Source organism: Paenibacillus sp. 11B, assembly GCF_030487755.1.
Lineage (GTDB): Bacteria > Bacillota > Bacilli > Paenibacillales > Paenibacillaceae > Paenibacillus > Paenibacillus vandeheii.
Map to the genome: position 1 here is coordinate 137,218 of NZ_JAUKNS010000010.1, position 14,081 is coordinate 151,298.

Annotated in this window: 14 protein-coding genes; 1 reads left to right on the forward strand and 13 read right to left on the reverse strand. The window is 40.7% G+C overall.

Annotated elements, in window-relative coordinates:
* Positions 1 to 616: 616 nt before the first annotated feature.
* From Q0V21_RS31015 to Q0V21_RS31050, 8 genes are all read right to left on the reverse strand, one after another.
* Complete coding sequence (locus Q0V21_RS31015) at positions 617 to 2,035, reverse strand: DNA cytosine methyltransferase (RefSeq protein WP_301882285.1); 1,419 nt, start codon at positions 2,033 to 2,035, stop codon at positions 617 to 619.
* Between the two features lie 124 nt (positions 2,036 to 2,159).
* Positions 2,160 to 3,230 (reverse strand): hypothetical protein, encoded by a 1,071-nt coding sequence (locus tag Q0V21_RS31020; protein WP_301882286.1) that lies wholly within the window; start codon positions 3,228 to 3,230, stop codon positions 2,160 to 2,162.
* Positions 3,231 to 3,590: 360 nt separating this feature from the next.
* Complete coding sequence (locus Q0V21_RS31025; protein WP_301882288.1) at positions 3,591 to 3,884, reverse strand: hypothetical protein; 294 nt, start codon at positions 3,882 to 3,884, stop codon at positions 3,591 to 3,593.
* Positions 3,885 to 3,942: 58 nt separating this feature from the next.
* A complete protein-coding gene (locus tag Q0V21_RS31030) occupies positions 3,943 to 4,278 on the reverse strand; it encodes a hypothetical protein (RefSeq protein WP_301882289.1) in 336 nt (111 codons plus the stop codon).
* Between the two features lie 33 nt (positions 4,279 to 4,311).
* On the reverse strand, positions 4,312 to 5,142 hold the full coding sequence (locus tag Q0V21_RS31035) for a DNA adenine methylase (RefSeq protein ID WP_301882290.1): 831 nt from the start codon (positions 5,140 to 5,142) through the stop codon (positions 4,312 to 4,314).
* A gap of 236 nt (positions 5,143 to 5,378) precedes the next feature.
* Positions 5,379 to 6,266 carry a DUF6884 domain-containing protein gene (locus Q0V21_RS31040; RefSeq protein ID WP_301882293.1) on the reverse strand — a complete coding sequence of 296 codons (888 nt, stop codon included), beginning with the start codon at positions 6,264 to 6,266 and terminating at the stop codon, positions 5,379 to 5,381.
* 261 nt (positions 6,267 to 6,527) lie between these two features.
* The gene (locus Q0V21_RS31045) at positions 6,528 to 7,634 is read right to left on the reverse strand and encodes an AlbA family DNA-binding domain-containing protein (RefSeq protein WP_301882294.1); all 1,107 of its coding nucleotides are present in this window, start codon (positions 7,632 to 7,634) and stop codon (positions 6,528 to 6,530) included.
* A 79-nt stretch (positions 7,635 to 7,713) separates the two neighbouring features.
* A complete protein-coding gene (locus tag Q0V21_RS31050) occupies positions 7,714 to 8,124 on the reverse strand; it encodes a hypothetical protein (RefSeq protein ID WP_301882296.1) in 411 nt (136 codons plus the stop codon).
* A 167-nt stretch (positions 8,125 to 8,291) separates the two neighbouring features.
* Between Q0V21_RS31050 and Q0V21_RS31055 the strand changes: the two genes are divergently transcribed.
* Positions 8,292 to 9,878: a DUF7910 domain-containing protein gene (locus tag Q0V21_RS31055; protein WP_301882298.1), complete on the forward strand. Its 1,587-nt coding sequence runs from the start codon at positions 8,292 to 8,294 to the stop codon at positions 9,876 to 9,878.
* Positions 9,879 to 9,917: 39 nt separating this feature from the next.
* Here Q0V21_RS31055 and Q0V21_RS31060 read toward each other — a convergent pair whose 3' ends face one another.
* The 5 genes from Q0V21_RS31060 to Q0V21_RS31080 all read right to left on the reverse strand — a co-directional run bounded on the left by Q0V21_RS31060 (position 9,918) and on the right by Q0V21_RS31080 (position 14,074).
* Positions 9,918 to 10,043, reverse strand: a complete 126-nt coding sequence (locus tag Q0V21_RS31060; protein WP_258166598.1) for a hypothetical protein — start codon at positions 10,041 to 10,043, stop codon at positions 9,918 to 9,920.
* 337 nt (positions 10,044 to 10,380) lie between these two features.
* Positions 10,381 to 11,199 carry a type II toxin-antitoxin system SpoIISA family toxin gene (locus Q0V21_RS31065; protein ID WP_301882299.1) on the reverse strand — a complete coding sequence of 273 codons (819 nt, stop codon included), beginning with the start codon at positions 11,197 to 11,199 and terminating at the stop codon, positions 10,381 to 10,383.
* Between the two features lie 40 nt (positions 11,200 to 11,239).
* On the reverse strand, positions 11,240 to 12,241 hold the full coding sequence (locus Q0V21_RS31070; RefSeq protein WP_301882300.1) for an HNH endonuclease: 1,002 nt from the start codon (positions 12,239 to 12,241) through the stop codon (positions 11,240 to 11,242).
* Positions 12,242 to 12,313: 72 nt separating this feature from the next.
* Positions 12,314 to 13,453 carry a hypothetical protein gene (locus Q0V21_RS31075; RefSeq protein WP_301882301.1) on the reverse strand — a complete coding sequence of 380 codons (1,140 nt, stop codon included), beginning with the start codon at positions 13,451 to 13,453 and terminating at the stop codon, positions 12,314 to 12,316.
* 153 nt (positions 13,454 to 13,606) lie between these two features.
* Complete coding sequence (locus Q0V21_RS31080; RefSeq protein WP_105410502.1) at positions 13,607 to 14,074, reverse strand: BC1872 family protein; 468 nt, start codon at positions 14,072 to 14,074, stop codon at positions 13,607 to 13,609.
* Between the last annotated feature and the right edge of the window lie 7 nt (positions 14,075 to 14,081).

The following is a 14,081-nucleotide window of genomic DNA, read 5'->3' on the forward strand; positions in this document are numbered from 1 at the left end:
GTCAACGGTTATGACTCTTAGAAGCTGAAAGGCTGTGGATGGCCACGGCGTGCATGAACTGAATAATGCTATTCAAGCGAAACCCACCGTCAGGCTTCCGACCTATGTATATGGAGATCGGGTTCGGCCATATACGAGATAGAGTCTTCATTGCTGCCAACGGTCAAGACTCTGAGGACCCAAAAGGCTGTGGATTGCCAAAGCGAACATGAACTAAATAATGCTATTCAAGCGAAACCCACCGTCAGGCGTCCGACCTTATGAGGTGGGTTTTCTCTTGCCATGAATTCTTGAGCAAATCACGTTGATTTATAGTCTTCCTTCATGAATTTGCGATAAATGTCACCTCAAAAAACAACCATCTTAATTAAGATGGTTGTTTTTTTTTATTTTTTAAAGTCGGGTTATTGCGGCAATGGGTGCATAAACAATGGCTACAATTCCAAATGTGATCATAGGATAGGTCCATAACCGGTCGGTATTAGGATTCCTTCTTCCGATCAGATAGTAAATTGAAATCATAATTGCAGTCACAAGTATGCCTGGAATAAAGAAACTCAAAAATAATGACACATCAAACTCCATTTTGCTCAAAATTTCACCTCGTCACTTACGGTTAAAACGCAAATCCTATCTGGCCGTGTTGGTCCCTTACCACGCCTATATTGTCATTGTTCTTATGCATCACCCCCGCTAATCTGCGGAAGAACAACGAACTAATTTCGTTGGCAAAGGCACGGATTACACGGCCACAAACACTTTGTCCAATCATCTCGTATATACGAGACATAGGAGTGTGCTCAGGGAATTTAAACCATGCTGGAATCTGGAAAATACGCCGTAATTCATTGATAGTCAAGAAACGCCATTGGTCGCCCTGTTCGTTTAGAACATAGGAGTTACTGGCACTATGACTTCGATATCTTGCGGGTATGCATTGTAGTTCAGTACACTCTTCTGGTTTGACGAAGGTTTTATCCGTATTGCGATCTGCCCACGAGTTATTCTTCGCTTTCTTTCCTAGAAAACTATCCCACCAAGTTTTGACCGATTTCCATTCATGATCTGTTGCAGTATCCAGGTACTCTTTTAATTTGTGTCTTCGGAATACTGGAGCTTTTGGTTCACGGAATAGATCGAAGTCCTCTTTATCCTTAACAAAGAGTGTATAGGAACGCTTCCGATGCGCTATAGAACCAAAGTTATAACTATCAATTGTGATAGGCCCAATCATATATGGATAATCAGGAGTCAAAAGTTCCTGAAGATTATGAAACACAGTAGATTGATAGAATGCCGGGACGTTCTCAGAAAAAATAACACGTGGATCCGCGGCTTTCAATATTTTATATGTTCCTAGGACAATGTTATCAAAATAACCTTGTCCGCCGTCTCCTATACTACTGTGTTCGGAACAATCCAAGGAGATGAAAGCTACATCAGCCTTAGCCACCGTGTTGCAATCTCTTAGATCACCATTGAATAGGTAGGAATAAGGAAAGTTCTCTTTGATAACCTCCGCGCAATCTTCTTCGATTTCAACTTCCTGTACGGCCGTGTAGTATTGGCTATCTACAAACATGGAAGCTCCTATCCCAGATCCCGAACAAACCGTTAGAAGGCGAATGCGTTCGTCTGATGACTCAAATGTTTCAGTATCGAATAAGCGGAATCGGAGTGGTCTCACAACAATTTCTGCATGCTGGCCATTGCGATATACACTTATTTCAATTTTATCCTGAATGCAAAGGATAGACGAAAATTTCGATCCGGATGTGTCTACAAGGGGACGTGGTTTGCCGCTAGTACGGTTCATTCTAGACGAAACGCTGACCTCATACACATCTTGTGTTTCATCGAATGGACTATTCCGGATCGTAATTTGCTTATTCATTTCATCGACTTGAACAAATAGTTCTGATCCAGGTATCAGACCTGCAGCTTCACATACCATGTGTTGAAGCCACAAGCGTGGAGCATTATTCTTTTTACTTACCGTGTAGACCTTTTTTAAAGTCAATTTGCGATTATTCATATTTGAGTTTCCCCATAGGTGAGGGGGAATCCCCTCAACCTCATGGGGATTCCCTCCTTCCTATTCGTTAATTATGTTAACAACCAAACTGTGACCCAGAATCTCTATCGGTTAGTTACTGGCTTCAACTAGCACTTTTCTTATAAGCGGGACTAGTTCTGCCCCATTTCTCGCTAATATAGCATTTCCACTCATCAAGCCACATGACAAAATCCTTTTTATAGGTACTCCGTAGCATCTCATATACAGGGAACACGTCTCGTAAAGGCCGGCGGCTATAATGAAGGAAGGGAATACTCCTCATAATTTTTGATCCAGTCGCCTGAACTTCGCGCAGCTGCTCATCAAACCAACAGGCCTTTAGAAAGGATAATGGCTCTTCTCGAATGATCTCGTCCCAATCCATTCCGATTTCTCTGTCTGCTGAGCAATTGAATGGGCATAGATAGCAGCGTGATCTCCGTGTAGGGAAGTCATTATCAATCAGGAACCTTATACTATCATCTGTCGTTACGTTTTCCTCAACTAGCGGGTAAGCTAATCGCATGTAATCGTATTGAGGAGACTGATACGTTTTAATTCGGCGGATTTCGTCAACACTAAATCCAATGTCGATGATAAATCCCACGTGGTCTGGCATTTGCTGCCTTGGGCCTAGACCGTACAACTGTAATACAAGCTGCCGGGCTCTTTGTTTAACAGGTACAATCTTAAAATCGACGGTACACTGTCTCGGCATCAAACCACCCCGAATCATCTCTCCTGTCTCCGGATTTATCCGGTTGCAGTATACAGGAAGCTGAAAACGTTGATAGTCCGTATAAATGTAACGCATCAACATTTCCTCCAACCCACGCTCCATTGTATTATGTTGCGTTGTAATGAAGGGGGTTGTGTTTCCAACATCCTGTTGCCTTTGACGCCACCAGGCTACCTGCTGGTGAATAAATTCCGGCTCAGCCCCCGTATCAGCGAATATGATAAAGTCGTAATGAATCAACCCTCTAAAGTGCTGTTCAAGTAAATGTGTTGACTGAGTACCGGCTCCAAAAGATAAAACATGAAATATCTTATCTCTTCCCTCTTCCTGGAATTGTTTAATTAGCTCCTCTTTGGATCTAAATACACCATCCAGGTATTTCCTATGTTCCGTAAAATCGGTTTGGAATAGGTCAAGTTGCTTTTCTTTAGTCATGATGACATCCCCTCTTCGAGACAAAAAAATGGACACAAAAAAAGGCATACGGGTCCCGTATACCTATTTGTCTCCATTGTTTTTGACTCTATATTTATTGCTTTTTAAGCGTCTCCCTCATTGACTGCAACGACTGTGCTCAATGAAAATTATCCATTAAATCGTAATAGCATTAGTTTATCAGATTTAACATCTTTTGAACACGAGAAGCCTATTGAGTTCCTTGTAGAGTCCTTTCCTTTTACAGACGTATGCTTCATAAGATTATTCTCATGAAAAAAGCACGTACCGATTGAATACCGGTACGCGCGAGTAAATAAATTTCTTATATGCTTTTGGCTGACAGGCGTACACTTTAACTTATACTGCTTTATTATCCTGTCTCATCTGTTTTCTAAGTTGTTCTCCCAAATACTTTTCATCACAGCCAGTGTCGTACCAGTCTTCAGACTCAGCTGGACGATACCAAATTTCTCCTTGGATACCTGTATCTGTATAACCATCATGTATGCTCTTATATTCATACTCGACGCCATCTACATCAATATTATTGAAATATCTAGCATGACAATCTTCAACATCAAAACTGGTTTTTCCACCAAATGCTAATGAGATCGCCTTTTCTAATTCTTGTACTTCAAGGATATTTTCCATCAAAGTCTCTCCCTAAACTCATTTTATTAACTCCAGTGACTCATAGAATCATAAGCTGCTATAACACAGGGATACTAACGTAATCGATTGTGGAATCAAGCAACATGGCCCCGTTTTCCAGATTTAATGTAACGAGTTTGGCTCGTACTTTGTAGTGATTTATTGGATCGACAAGAACAAAGAATTTGCCCATCCAGTTCCAGGAAACATCCATTTTATTTAATCTAGCTTCAATTTCTTCTTTAGTTAACTTCCACTCTTTAAAATAAAGATTCACGATGTTGTGTATGACACAGTTCTCGTTTACACACACCTCTGCAGAAGTAAATCCACTTTCCGTTTCTAAATACTCCATTGTTTCCATCTCTTCTCTACAGTAAATACATCTTGGCATAGTGTTCCTCCTGTTGTGACTTCTATTTCTATTTTAAAAAAGTGGGATTTGAGTATTCTGCTCCGGTAAATAGTTCATGAAGACATACTCGGTTTCATTCCGTCGTGTTTGTCCTAACTCAGCTTTTGCTACCGTCCCCACTTTTGAATTAAAGGTTAGACAATGCCAGTCCTTATACAGGTCCAATATTAGCGGATCACCATAATAAGTCACCATGGCCTTTCCCTTAATGTTGTTTAACATATCTGCAAGCTGAACATGCTCATTAAATGCTCCCTTATAATAGTGCTCCCGGTTTTTGTACGGCGGATCGATGAAGAAAAAAGTTCTTTCAGAGTCATACCGTTTGATGATTTCCTTATAGTCCAGGCACTCGATCATGACTCTGCTGAATCTTTTCTCAAACTCATGCAACTTACTTACCGCGTTTTGATAATCATTTGCTGTGTTTTTGATCTTTCCAGATCGCCAGCCGCTCTTAATACCATTAGCGGGAATGATGCATTGCCGGAGTAAGTAAAACCACCGGACTGCTCGCTCGAATGAGTCTGCAGGTAGCTGCTCATACTGCCATCGTTCAAATAAGCTGCGACTTGTTGGGAGTGAGCTAAGGTTTTCAATTAGTTCTGCTTTATGAGTACGGAGTACCATAAGGAAATTAATCAATTCTTCATCCGTATCGTTAAAGACTTCGACCGTGCTTCTTTTTTTCCCAATAGTCATATGGGCACCCCCACCAAATACATCAGCCCAGCAATGATGTTCCGGAATTAAAGGAATCAAATCACGCGATAAAAAGTGTTTGCCTCCAAACCATCGAATTACACTATCAATTCTATTTACATCAACATAAGATTTTGTCATTTCCATCTCTCCCGTTTCCGTATCATGTGTTATCGATCCGGAAATAGGCAGGACTCTCTTTGTCCTCTTACGCTTTCTCGAAGGCCGCGTAAGTGCTACTTATCCCTCTATGGGGAGCTCGCCTGAAGGGGGCTACAATGAACCTCTAAATGAACTACATCGTCCATTCCTTCATCACACCTGTTAGTAGAGAGGATGGGGTATTTTCATAATCCTATTATTCATATAGTCCACCTTTATTTTATGAGTGCGATTTGGGTACGAAACAAGGCTTCGCTAATTTTGTTCTCAATTAATCGGACATAGCCCTTCTTAATCAAGTAACATGTGAACTTAGCAATGCTCTTTCCATACTTATTTTTATATAATTCGAACTGTTTGTTTTTATGAAGATCAGATAGCTTCTCTTGATACTGAAGAAAATGCTGAAGTTCCCCTTTGGGATCTTCCTCTTTCATTGCATACTCAAAATCTCGATAAGCTTTATCTTCATCTTTCTTTTTTTGCCGGAGTCCTCCGAGAAGCTTCTTCAATTCCTCCACATTGGGCTCAACACCATACAACTGAGCTGAACTGCCGTATGTGTTGATAATTTTGCTGGCTTCCGAAGGGGACAATTCACTAATTAAAGAAGAGATAGTCCACTTTTCTCGTTGAACTTCTTTAAATCGCCTTTGCTCCAGCTCATCACTTATTAGCATTTCATAGTAAGTAGGCTTTGTTCCTAAAGGAACGCCATCTGCATACAGTCGATAAGGAATATTATTCTCATCTAACAACTGTCTCAGAGGATCTGCCAACGTTCTACCTGCGTGAATCTCTACGAACACATCTTCTCCCATGGAATGGACATGCGCTAAGATTTCCTTTGCGAACACATTGGCATCACTAGCCCTTGGGTGATTTTTTTGCTTAGGATAGGGTTCGATTACCTCTTGGTAAGGGATGATTCGATTTTTATAGAAGCTTAAGAAGAATATATCTTCTGTTGGAAAGCTTCTTGTCTCCATGTACTGAATCACCGTATTGATCCACCGACTCATCTTCCCTTGGTAGAAAAGGTGGGCAGGCATAGCCGTATCCGGGCGAGCGGAGGATTCAGTAATCAAAGCAATCCTTCTCATGTCTATATCGTCTCCTTTTTTGGACACAAAAAAATGGACACAAAAAAAGGCATACGGGTCCCGTATACCTATCTGTCTCCATTTTTTTGAAATCAGTATCTTTTAGCTGTTAAGCGACTCACTCATTGCATGCTCAGTTTGGGGCAGCAAGGAAAACTAATAAAATAATCGTAATATTTTTATTTTAGCAAACATAGAGCATTTTGAAAAGTTTTTCGAATGATCAGATCTAGATTACATGAATAGTTATCTATGATACGGTTAGCCTTTAAATCTTAACTGGGCCTCGGCCATCCCAAATGCATTCCATAGTCCATCAAATACAGGCTTGAGGGCAAGCCCGATTTCCTCGGGACTTCTAGTTGAAAAGTTTTTTGGATCAATTAGAACTTCCGGTAGAGTAATCTTATCTTCACTCAAAGGCCAGGTATCCATAAAGGATTCTGGACTAGAGATAAAAACAAGATTTTGTACACCATAGAATGAGCAAATAAGGTAAAATGGTTCGCTGATCTCCATGATGTCATAGTTGAAAAGCTGTCGATGTAGAGCTTGAATGAGCTGTCTTTCAAAAGCATACGCAGCAATCGTTAGATTGTCCGTCATGCGTACAGTCGACAATTCAATAACTCCATTTCTGAAGATTTGCATTCGTGCTTCGCCCTTATTTGATTCGGAGTACAATCCATGTATATTGATTCGAGGGTCGCCACCCGCTGAAGCAATAGGGGTCAGACTTACTTTGCTAATTAGATTTACGTCCAGAGTATACTGATTTTCGAAGCAAGATAAGGGAAGTAAGTGAGCAAGGAAGAATGGAACATCCCTGTATGAATTAAATGTGGTTAAAACTCTTTCCTCTTTGAAGAGCTCGTACTTCTTGGAAAATTCCGTTGTTCCTAAGAACATTTCACGTAGTTCGTGTACATCTAAAGGGAACTTCCCATTCGACTTTCTTGAATAAAATTGATTATTTTGTTTTACTTTGTGAGGGCGCGACCAACTACGATAAGCCCGGATTAAAATGACATAATGTTTGGGGGATACTTCAAAGGATTTAATGTCATATCGTGCAAGACGTGGCTCAAGACCATTGTGTAGAATTTGATTAAGGTTTAACATATATGCATCAATATCGTCCGCCTTGATACCTGGAGTAGAAGTAGGATCTCCTTCCGCCTCTTCGATCCCTAAGTAAAAATCTCCTCCGAACGCATTTGCAAAAGAAGAAATTGCTGCACAAAATTGCTCAGATCGAACCATCTGGGATTTATATTCGATGGTCCCCCCTTCTTTCACCTTATTAGTAATTAGAGCTTCAATATCACTTAACTCAATAAGTTCAATTTTTTTTGCGAATGTACTCATCACATTTCCTCCTTCAGGAAGTAATTAAGAAAGTTATCAGAAGCTCTCTTTATAAAAAATTCTTCAATGGTATTTCGTCTTACCACACATACTTCCCTGATAGTACAATCTCAGTAAGAGCCCTCCATAAGAAAACCACTCTCAATTCATCCTCTTTACTTTCAATCACTATCTCGCTGTTCCACAAAAGAATCCACCCAGCACCAAATGAATTCAGTATGAACGGGTGTAATTCGGTTAGGAATTCCAGGAGCATACCCACTGAAAATATTGGGAAGATTTCTTCGTACTTGGCTGTCTGTCCCCCCTCGTACACGAAATCATCTGCATACTCAGCCAACACAGTGAATACGGTATCTGGAGAATTTTTGAAAAAGAATCGGTCCCCCACCTTGTAATCAAAACAGGTCTTATCCAAGATCAAATCTAATGTGGATACTCCTGCGGAAAGAGTCTCAGCTGGAGTTAATGAATCTCTTTTTAGTCTCATATGCTTGCTTCCTCTCAATGATAATCTCTGGATTGTACAACGATATAGGGTTGAAGTCGAGATGAGGGAATCCAAAGTCATGATCATACGCGGGATAATAATTCAATATTGTACAATAATAATCCTCGAACGTTTCAGTTATTTCAACCCTGAGGAGGTAAAGGAATATGTGTGTTGAAGCAGCACGGGTCAATGCCTCAATGGATTATGTATTGAGAGAACTTAAAGGCGAAGGGTACATTGCAGGGTTCCCTAATTTCCATCAAGCTGACCATGGAAATGGAACAGTTATCGCGATTTTCTGTATTAAAGAGACCGCTGTAGATTTTAAAAGCATTTCTGGAGACCGTATAGGTAATCCTGATCGTACAAATATGATGGAGATGTTCAGAATTGCAGCCAATCTTGCTTCAGAGGATGGATATCCTGCAGCAATCCCCTCTCTCCATCACGATAGAACAAATAATTTGTATGGGTTTTACTTTTTCAAACCAGGATATGTTGATTGGAAAGATGTCAAAGCAACTGATCTTGGTAATCCAACGGATATCGCTGAACGCTTTAGAGCAGTCAATGACTACAGTATTTCTCTTCCGTACAATGGGGGGTTCCCTAATTTTCATCAGGCTGATTACGGTGAGGGTGTGGTATTTGGTACGAATCTTATAAAAGGCGAGGCTGGTGGATTAAGTGAGGTACCACTTTCAGCTCTTAACATGCCTTTTTATGAAGAGGTATTCTGTACTCCGAATAAGAGCACATCATTGATACCGAATACTGGAGAGACATCACGTGTATGCTTGCAAACCTGGATGGGCACTTATGTTTGTGCAGAGAATGGGGGCGGTAATCTTTGTGTTGTAAATCGACCAGCAGCTAGGGCTTGGGAAACATTTGAACTCCATCGCTTGGATGAGGTTCACATTACTTTGAAGGCTCATAACGGCCAATTCCTAAGCGCTGAACAAGAAGGTAGATCGCTTGTAGTAGCAATCAGCCCTGAGGAAAAAGAAAAAGAGACTTTCAAAATGTACATCGATCAAAGTGGGCTCGTTGCTATATCTGCATATAACGGTAAATATTTAAGTGCAGAATCTGACGGAATACTTACGGCCAATCGTGATGTGCCTAAATCGTGGGAGGGCTTTCGTATTGTATCTCCTGATAATGCGAATATTAATGAACTGACGCGGATCGTAGTCAACGTATATAAAATTTATACTGCTCCTATCTGGCATACAGGGACGGTTATTGGGGATCGGGAATATTATTTCCAGATGAGTAACCGCGTAGAGAGTTGTTATCCGAGGATGATGGATTCTCGTTTTATATTCCATCGGGAAATAGTACGGCACGTACCAGGAAACTTGGATAGCATAAAGTCGGTACTCAATATGGTGAGTAATGATTGGAACGGAACCCGATATGATGTTGCAGGTCATAACTGCAACTTTTTCACAAATGATTTACTGAACAAACTCGGTGTACCAGGGCTTGATCAAGAGTATCTTGAGGCAAGTGGCATTGCCAAGGGATTTTCCCAAATACCCGGTAGCTCCCTATTCCAAGAGGTAATTGTAAAATGGCCAATTGATGATAAACGATTAGATGCGGCATTTATGGACGACTTAGTAAAACTTGCACGTCTTCCTGCGGATACAGTAAATGAAGTCGGACGGTTTTTCAAACGTATTGGTTTCCCCGGGGGTGGTTTTACGGGGATCAGAATACCGCCTTTACCCAAACCATTTTAAAAGGGAATGTAAACAAGGTGTGCCCTCGGGGGCACTTGCTCATTTTCGTTTGTTCAAGAAATCCAATACTTTTTTATTCTGTTCCAATACTTTCTTAATCCCCCAGTCCGGCACGGTTGTTTTAGGTTTAGTATTAGCTGTAGGTTTAAGAGGTTTCTTTTCCATGTCTATACGCCCCTTCTTCGTTTTTAACAAGGATTGGCATAATGAGAGACATTTAAACCTATTAACCTATTAGAGAAGGTCTGTGCGGTGAATAAGGTAACGCAAAAAGGTGCTCTATGAAATTTCATAGAGCACCTCGGATCATACAAACAGCCATTATCTATTTTTAAGGATATTCAGTACGTTATCGTTTGCTTTCAAAATCTTCTCTAGGCCCATATTCTTCTCAATTGTGGTCTTAGGCCGACGAACAACAACCTTATCCGGGGTTGCATCAATTTTTTTAGACTGTTTAAAAAGTGTCATAAATATCACCTCGTATACTTAATATACCACACTACCCATCTATGAACCAATCAAATATCTGGACTAGATTAACAATATTATTAGCATCAATCCCATTTAATATGGCTCCAGATTCAGCTGCTTGGATAGTGATAATGAAACTATTGGTAGATCCGAAGAAAGGTACACAAATCGTATTTCCTTCCTCTACCACGTAAACTGCTGCTTCTGCTAATTCTTTACTGATTTCCTCTTTGTTCTCTTCAGGGATCAGAATACTGTTGCTTCTTTCAATCTGAGGGAGAGAATTCCTTATGTTAGTCATGCGTATTTCTGGGTCGCTATCGAATTGAATCGATGTAGTTGAGATCCGTAAGCCGAAAGTATCCGTATAATATCGAAGATACTCTTTTAACATAGACGAGTACAAATCCCACTCTGGCAACTGATCCTTCTGCTCATCTGTGAGCTCGGTTAGATGATGTTGTGAGTATTGAACAACTGCAGTAAATTGAGCTGTTTTCTGAAAACTAGAGAGAATGATCCGTTCATTATCACGTATTGTGTTTTCGATAATTTGATCATTTTTTTTGAATTCAGTATTTCCGATCTTTTGAATACTTGGCGTTTCTAAAATAGCCAGGTCAATGAAGATAGCTATACTGGCGAATTGTACGGCTTGCACCCAATCATTTAATAGAATGTGACCGGCTAAAATCATCCCAAAATAAATAAGTGCCATAATGGCATAGGACGTTTTACGGATGTTCAACAAATTGCTTTCATACCAACCACGATTGTACCAGTGTATTGCCGTTGCGAGTCCCGCTATGGCCATAAAGCCAATGGCCATCCATCCGAAATAAAACATGAGGTTCCTCCAAATAGAAAAAATATAAGGATTCTAGGGGTTAAGATTCCCTATTGGCCATGAACTTCTTAAAGTCTTCTTCAAATCCTAGTTCTAGCAGTAATTCACTAAAATCATACCCATCTTCTTCTGTTATCTGACCTGGACCTGACACAAGGGTAAGCTGCAAAGGTTCGTTATAAATCTTTTCCGTTCCAGACCAGTCTAATCTGTCTGAAGCACCTTCTCTGAGTAGTTCTGGATGAGGAATAAACCTCCAGGTATTTCCTTGTTCCAAATGGTTTTTGAAACCCTCATCTTTATCACTGTAGGGAATCATGATTTGAATCACTTGGTTTCCTGTACAAAGAACCAACCAGGCATATGGCAAATAAGTTGGGGCATCCGATTGTCTATACAGTAGATGAACCTCAGGTACGGGAAATACATGTAATCCTTCGACGAATTTAGTATAGGCATATAACTTTACTTGGGGCCGCTTCAACAGATGGTCAGTCTCTTTAATCCAATCTAACGTCATGGGGAAATCTTTGAAGTCAGATTCATCCATCATTGTAAGGGCCATTTTTACATATGCCTTATAGACAGCCATGGGTATGTAAGACAACCTTGTTAAGGTAAGTGTGATCTCTCCCGCCTCCTTATCGTATTCAACAAGTGAGGAGTCTGGATCAACTTTAATGTGAACCATATGATCTTTTGCTCTTACATTGATGCCTTTTTTGTTATGTGCAGGAATTCCTTTTTTCCCTCTTATCAGTGAGAGTGTTCTTAATGGTGCACTGTAGCGTCCGAGATCGTTCTCTAAAGTTTTACCAAAGAAATCATTACACATATCACACTCGTAATAGGTCAGCACATGCTTGTTGCCTATTGATTCAGGGATGGCATGAGCCTTTTTTTCAAATTGTACTCGTGTAGGGTTCAATCCACAAAACCGACAGACTCGATTATCTTCATCCCCTAGAATCATCTCGCGATCAAGTAAAAAATATTCTGTACGGTAGTGCTTGGAATAGAACGCGGCTTCATCATTTGTCATCTAATCACCTCTATCTAATTATAACTTACGACTGTAATAAAACGAAGAACCCCCGCAAGGAGGTTCTTCGTTTTATACAAACATGTCTATCGTTGTCTGAAGATCATAGTACCTCTCCTCCAGAGAGACGAGCAGGTTTACATTAAACCCGAGTGCTGCCTCACTTGACATGTAAGGGGGCACGATAGATTGTCCAGTCAACGTCTGTAACTTCCCGAATATACGAGCATTAAGCCAGGAGCTGGCATCAGCAGAGAACCAACTATACTTGAGCAGCAAGTTAAATGATCCAAGCCCTAAAGCATGGAAATTAACAGAGTCTCCATACTTTCTAAATATCTCGTCAAACGCTCTTTCTCTCCGCTGTGTACTCACGGATCTCAGTGCACTGCCACCAATTGCAATTAGTTCATGTTCTTCATCAACTAACTCTTGCAGAGCAGCCATATCGCTTTGGATATGATATACCGGTACCGGCTTACGGCCAACCTTCAGAGCCAAATAATTCGTATTACGTTGGGTGGCGGCTGAATCACCGATAATATCCAGTGTAAGGTACTGGTATATGATATCATTATGCTGCTTGATAAATGTAGCATAATCATCAATGTTGATAGGCTTAACAGGCAGCCCTTTTTTGGCAGCATCATGTAATGTCTTCTCTCCAGGGTCTATAATGACGCATTTATAGTCAAACCCTAACTCTATAATGGTCTGCTTCCACTGGTTTGTATGGTCATTCCGGATCGTGAAATAATTGAGCAGAATAAAGCGCCCCCCATACTCTCTCACAATTTCCATATCCCTTTTCGATTTACTTAATCCACTAAAAATATACCGCAACCCGCGGAGTGTTAATCGAACGGCACCGGACTTCGTCTTCACCACTTTGCATATGTCCACCATTATAGCTTTGATGATGGCTGCCATCGCACTTGAATAGGCGTTAATCTTAATAAGAGCCTTGAGAGTAGTCACACGCCTATAAAATAATAGAGCCAGTGCTCGACGGATGCTATCCCGAGGGATACGATTGTCGGCGTGTCCATTCTCTGATCGGATATAGATATATCTCTCAGTCACTTTTTGAATCGTATTGATCCGTCCTGTCTTGATAGTGTAGACAACAGAACCAGCTCTCCCTATGTTAGAGAAAAATGAACGTTCCTTTTCTCTGGCTTTCCGGTTATAGAATGTATCTTTCGGATTCATACATGTGCTCCAGCGACAATTTCGGCAATAAAGCCGACATTTAACGATTGGAGCTTTCCCCCCTTTTATAGTATTTCTTCCGGACAAGATGAAAAAACCTCTTTAGTTACAGGCTCCATATGGAGTACCTGCAGCAGAAAGAGGTATATTACATCAAACCGTATTTAGCTTCATGACTACAGCATCATTAATTACGATGGATGCCTTACAAATAGCCATTTCTGCTGTTTCTCCAACACCAATGAACGTATCTTCATAGTAGACAGCCCAGAATCGGCCCTTACCGGACCCGCATGCCACCAGCGATGTTTTATCTTCAACCAGTACATAATTAAAGACAAGGAACGCTGACCCTATTTCCTGAGCAGGTTGAAAGGAATCTACTTTAAGATAATCTTTCTGAGTAATGTAAAATGGCGGTTCTACCGTATGACGGGACCAATTCATTACTTCCAGAGCGATATATTCATTTCGTTTCTCCATATCCATGCTATCGAACTGTTGAAGTTGCTTTTCACAGTGAATGCGCGATCGCCGGATCTCATCTTTCGTAAGGGTCTGAAGGTATTCAGCTCGCATAATCTCGTAACAATCCTTCTGAAAGTGATTTTCTATAAGCATAATAGAG

Coding starts and splice junctions, on each gene's coding strand:
- Q0V21_RS31045 (WP_301882294.1), bottom strand. CDS start 7,634: ATGAGTACATTCGCAAAAAAAATTGAACTTATTGAGTTAAGTGATATT.
- Q0V21_RS31075 (WP_301882301.1), bottom strand. CDS start 13,453: ATGAATCCGAAAGATACATTCTATAACCGGAAAGCCAGAGAAAAGGAA.
- Q0V21_RS31035 (WP_301882290.1), bottom strand. CDS start 5,142: ATGACAAAATCTTATGTTGATGTAAATAGAATTGATAGTGTAATTCGA.
- Q0V21_RS31040 (WP_301882293.1), bottom strand. CDS start 6,266: ATGAGAAGGATTGCTTTGATTACTGAATCCTCCGCTCGCCCGGATACG.
- Q0V21_RS31015 (WP_301882285.1), bottom strand. CDS start 2,035: ATGAATAATCGCAAATTGACTTTAAAAAAGGTCTACACGGTAAGTAAA.
- Q0V21_RS31020 (WP_301882286.1), bottom strand. CDS start 3,230: ATGACTAAAGAAAAGCAACTTGACCTATTCCAAACCGATTTTACGGAA.
- Q0V21_RS31055 (WP_301882298.1), top strand. CDS start 8,292: ATGTGTGTTGAAGCAGCACGGGTCAATGCCTCAATGGATTATGTATTG.
- Q0V21_RS31050 (WP_301882296.1), bottom strand. CDS start 8,124: ATGAGACTAAAAAGAGATTCATTAACTCCAGCTGAGACTCTTTCCGCA.
- Q0V21_RS31065 (WP_301882299.1), bottom strand. CDS start 11,199: ATGTTTTATTTCGGATGGATGGCCATTGGCTTTATGGCCATAGCGGGA.
- Q0V21_RS31080 (WP_105410502.1), bottom strand. CDS start 14,074: ATGCTTATAGAAAATCACTTTCAGAAGGATTGTTACGAGATTATGCGA.
- Q0V21_RS31070 (WP_301882300.1), bottom strand. CDS start 12,241: ATGACAAATGATGAAGCCGCGTTCTATTCCAAGCACTACCGTACAGAA.
- Q0V21_RS31025 (WP_301882288.1), bottom strand. CDS start 3,884: ATGGAAAATATCCTTGAAGTACAAGAATTAGAAAAGGCGATCTCATTA.
- Q0V21_RS31030 (WP_301882289.1), bottom strand. CDS start 4,278: ATGCCAAGATGTATTTACTGTAGAGAAGAGATGGAAACAATGGAGTAT.
- Q0V21_RS31060 (WP_258166598.1), bottom strand. CDS start 10,043: ATGGAAAAGAAACCTCTTAAACCTACAGCTAATACTAAACCTAAAACA.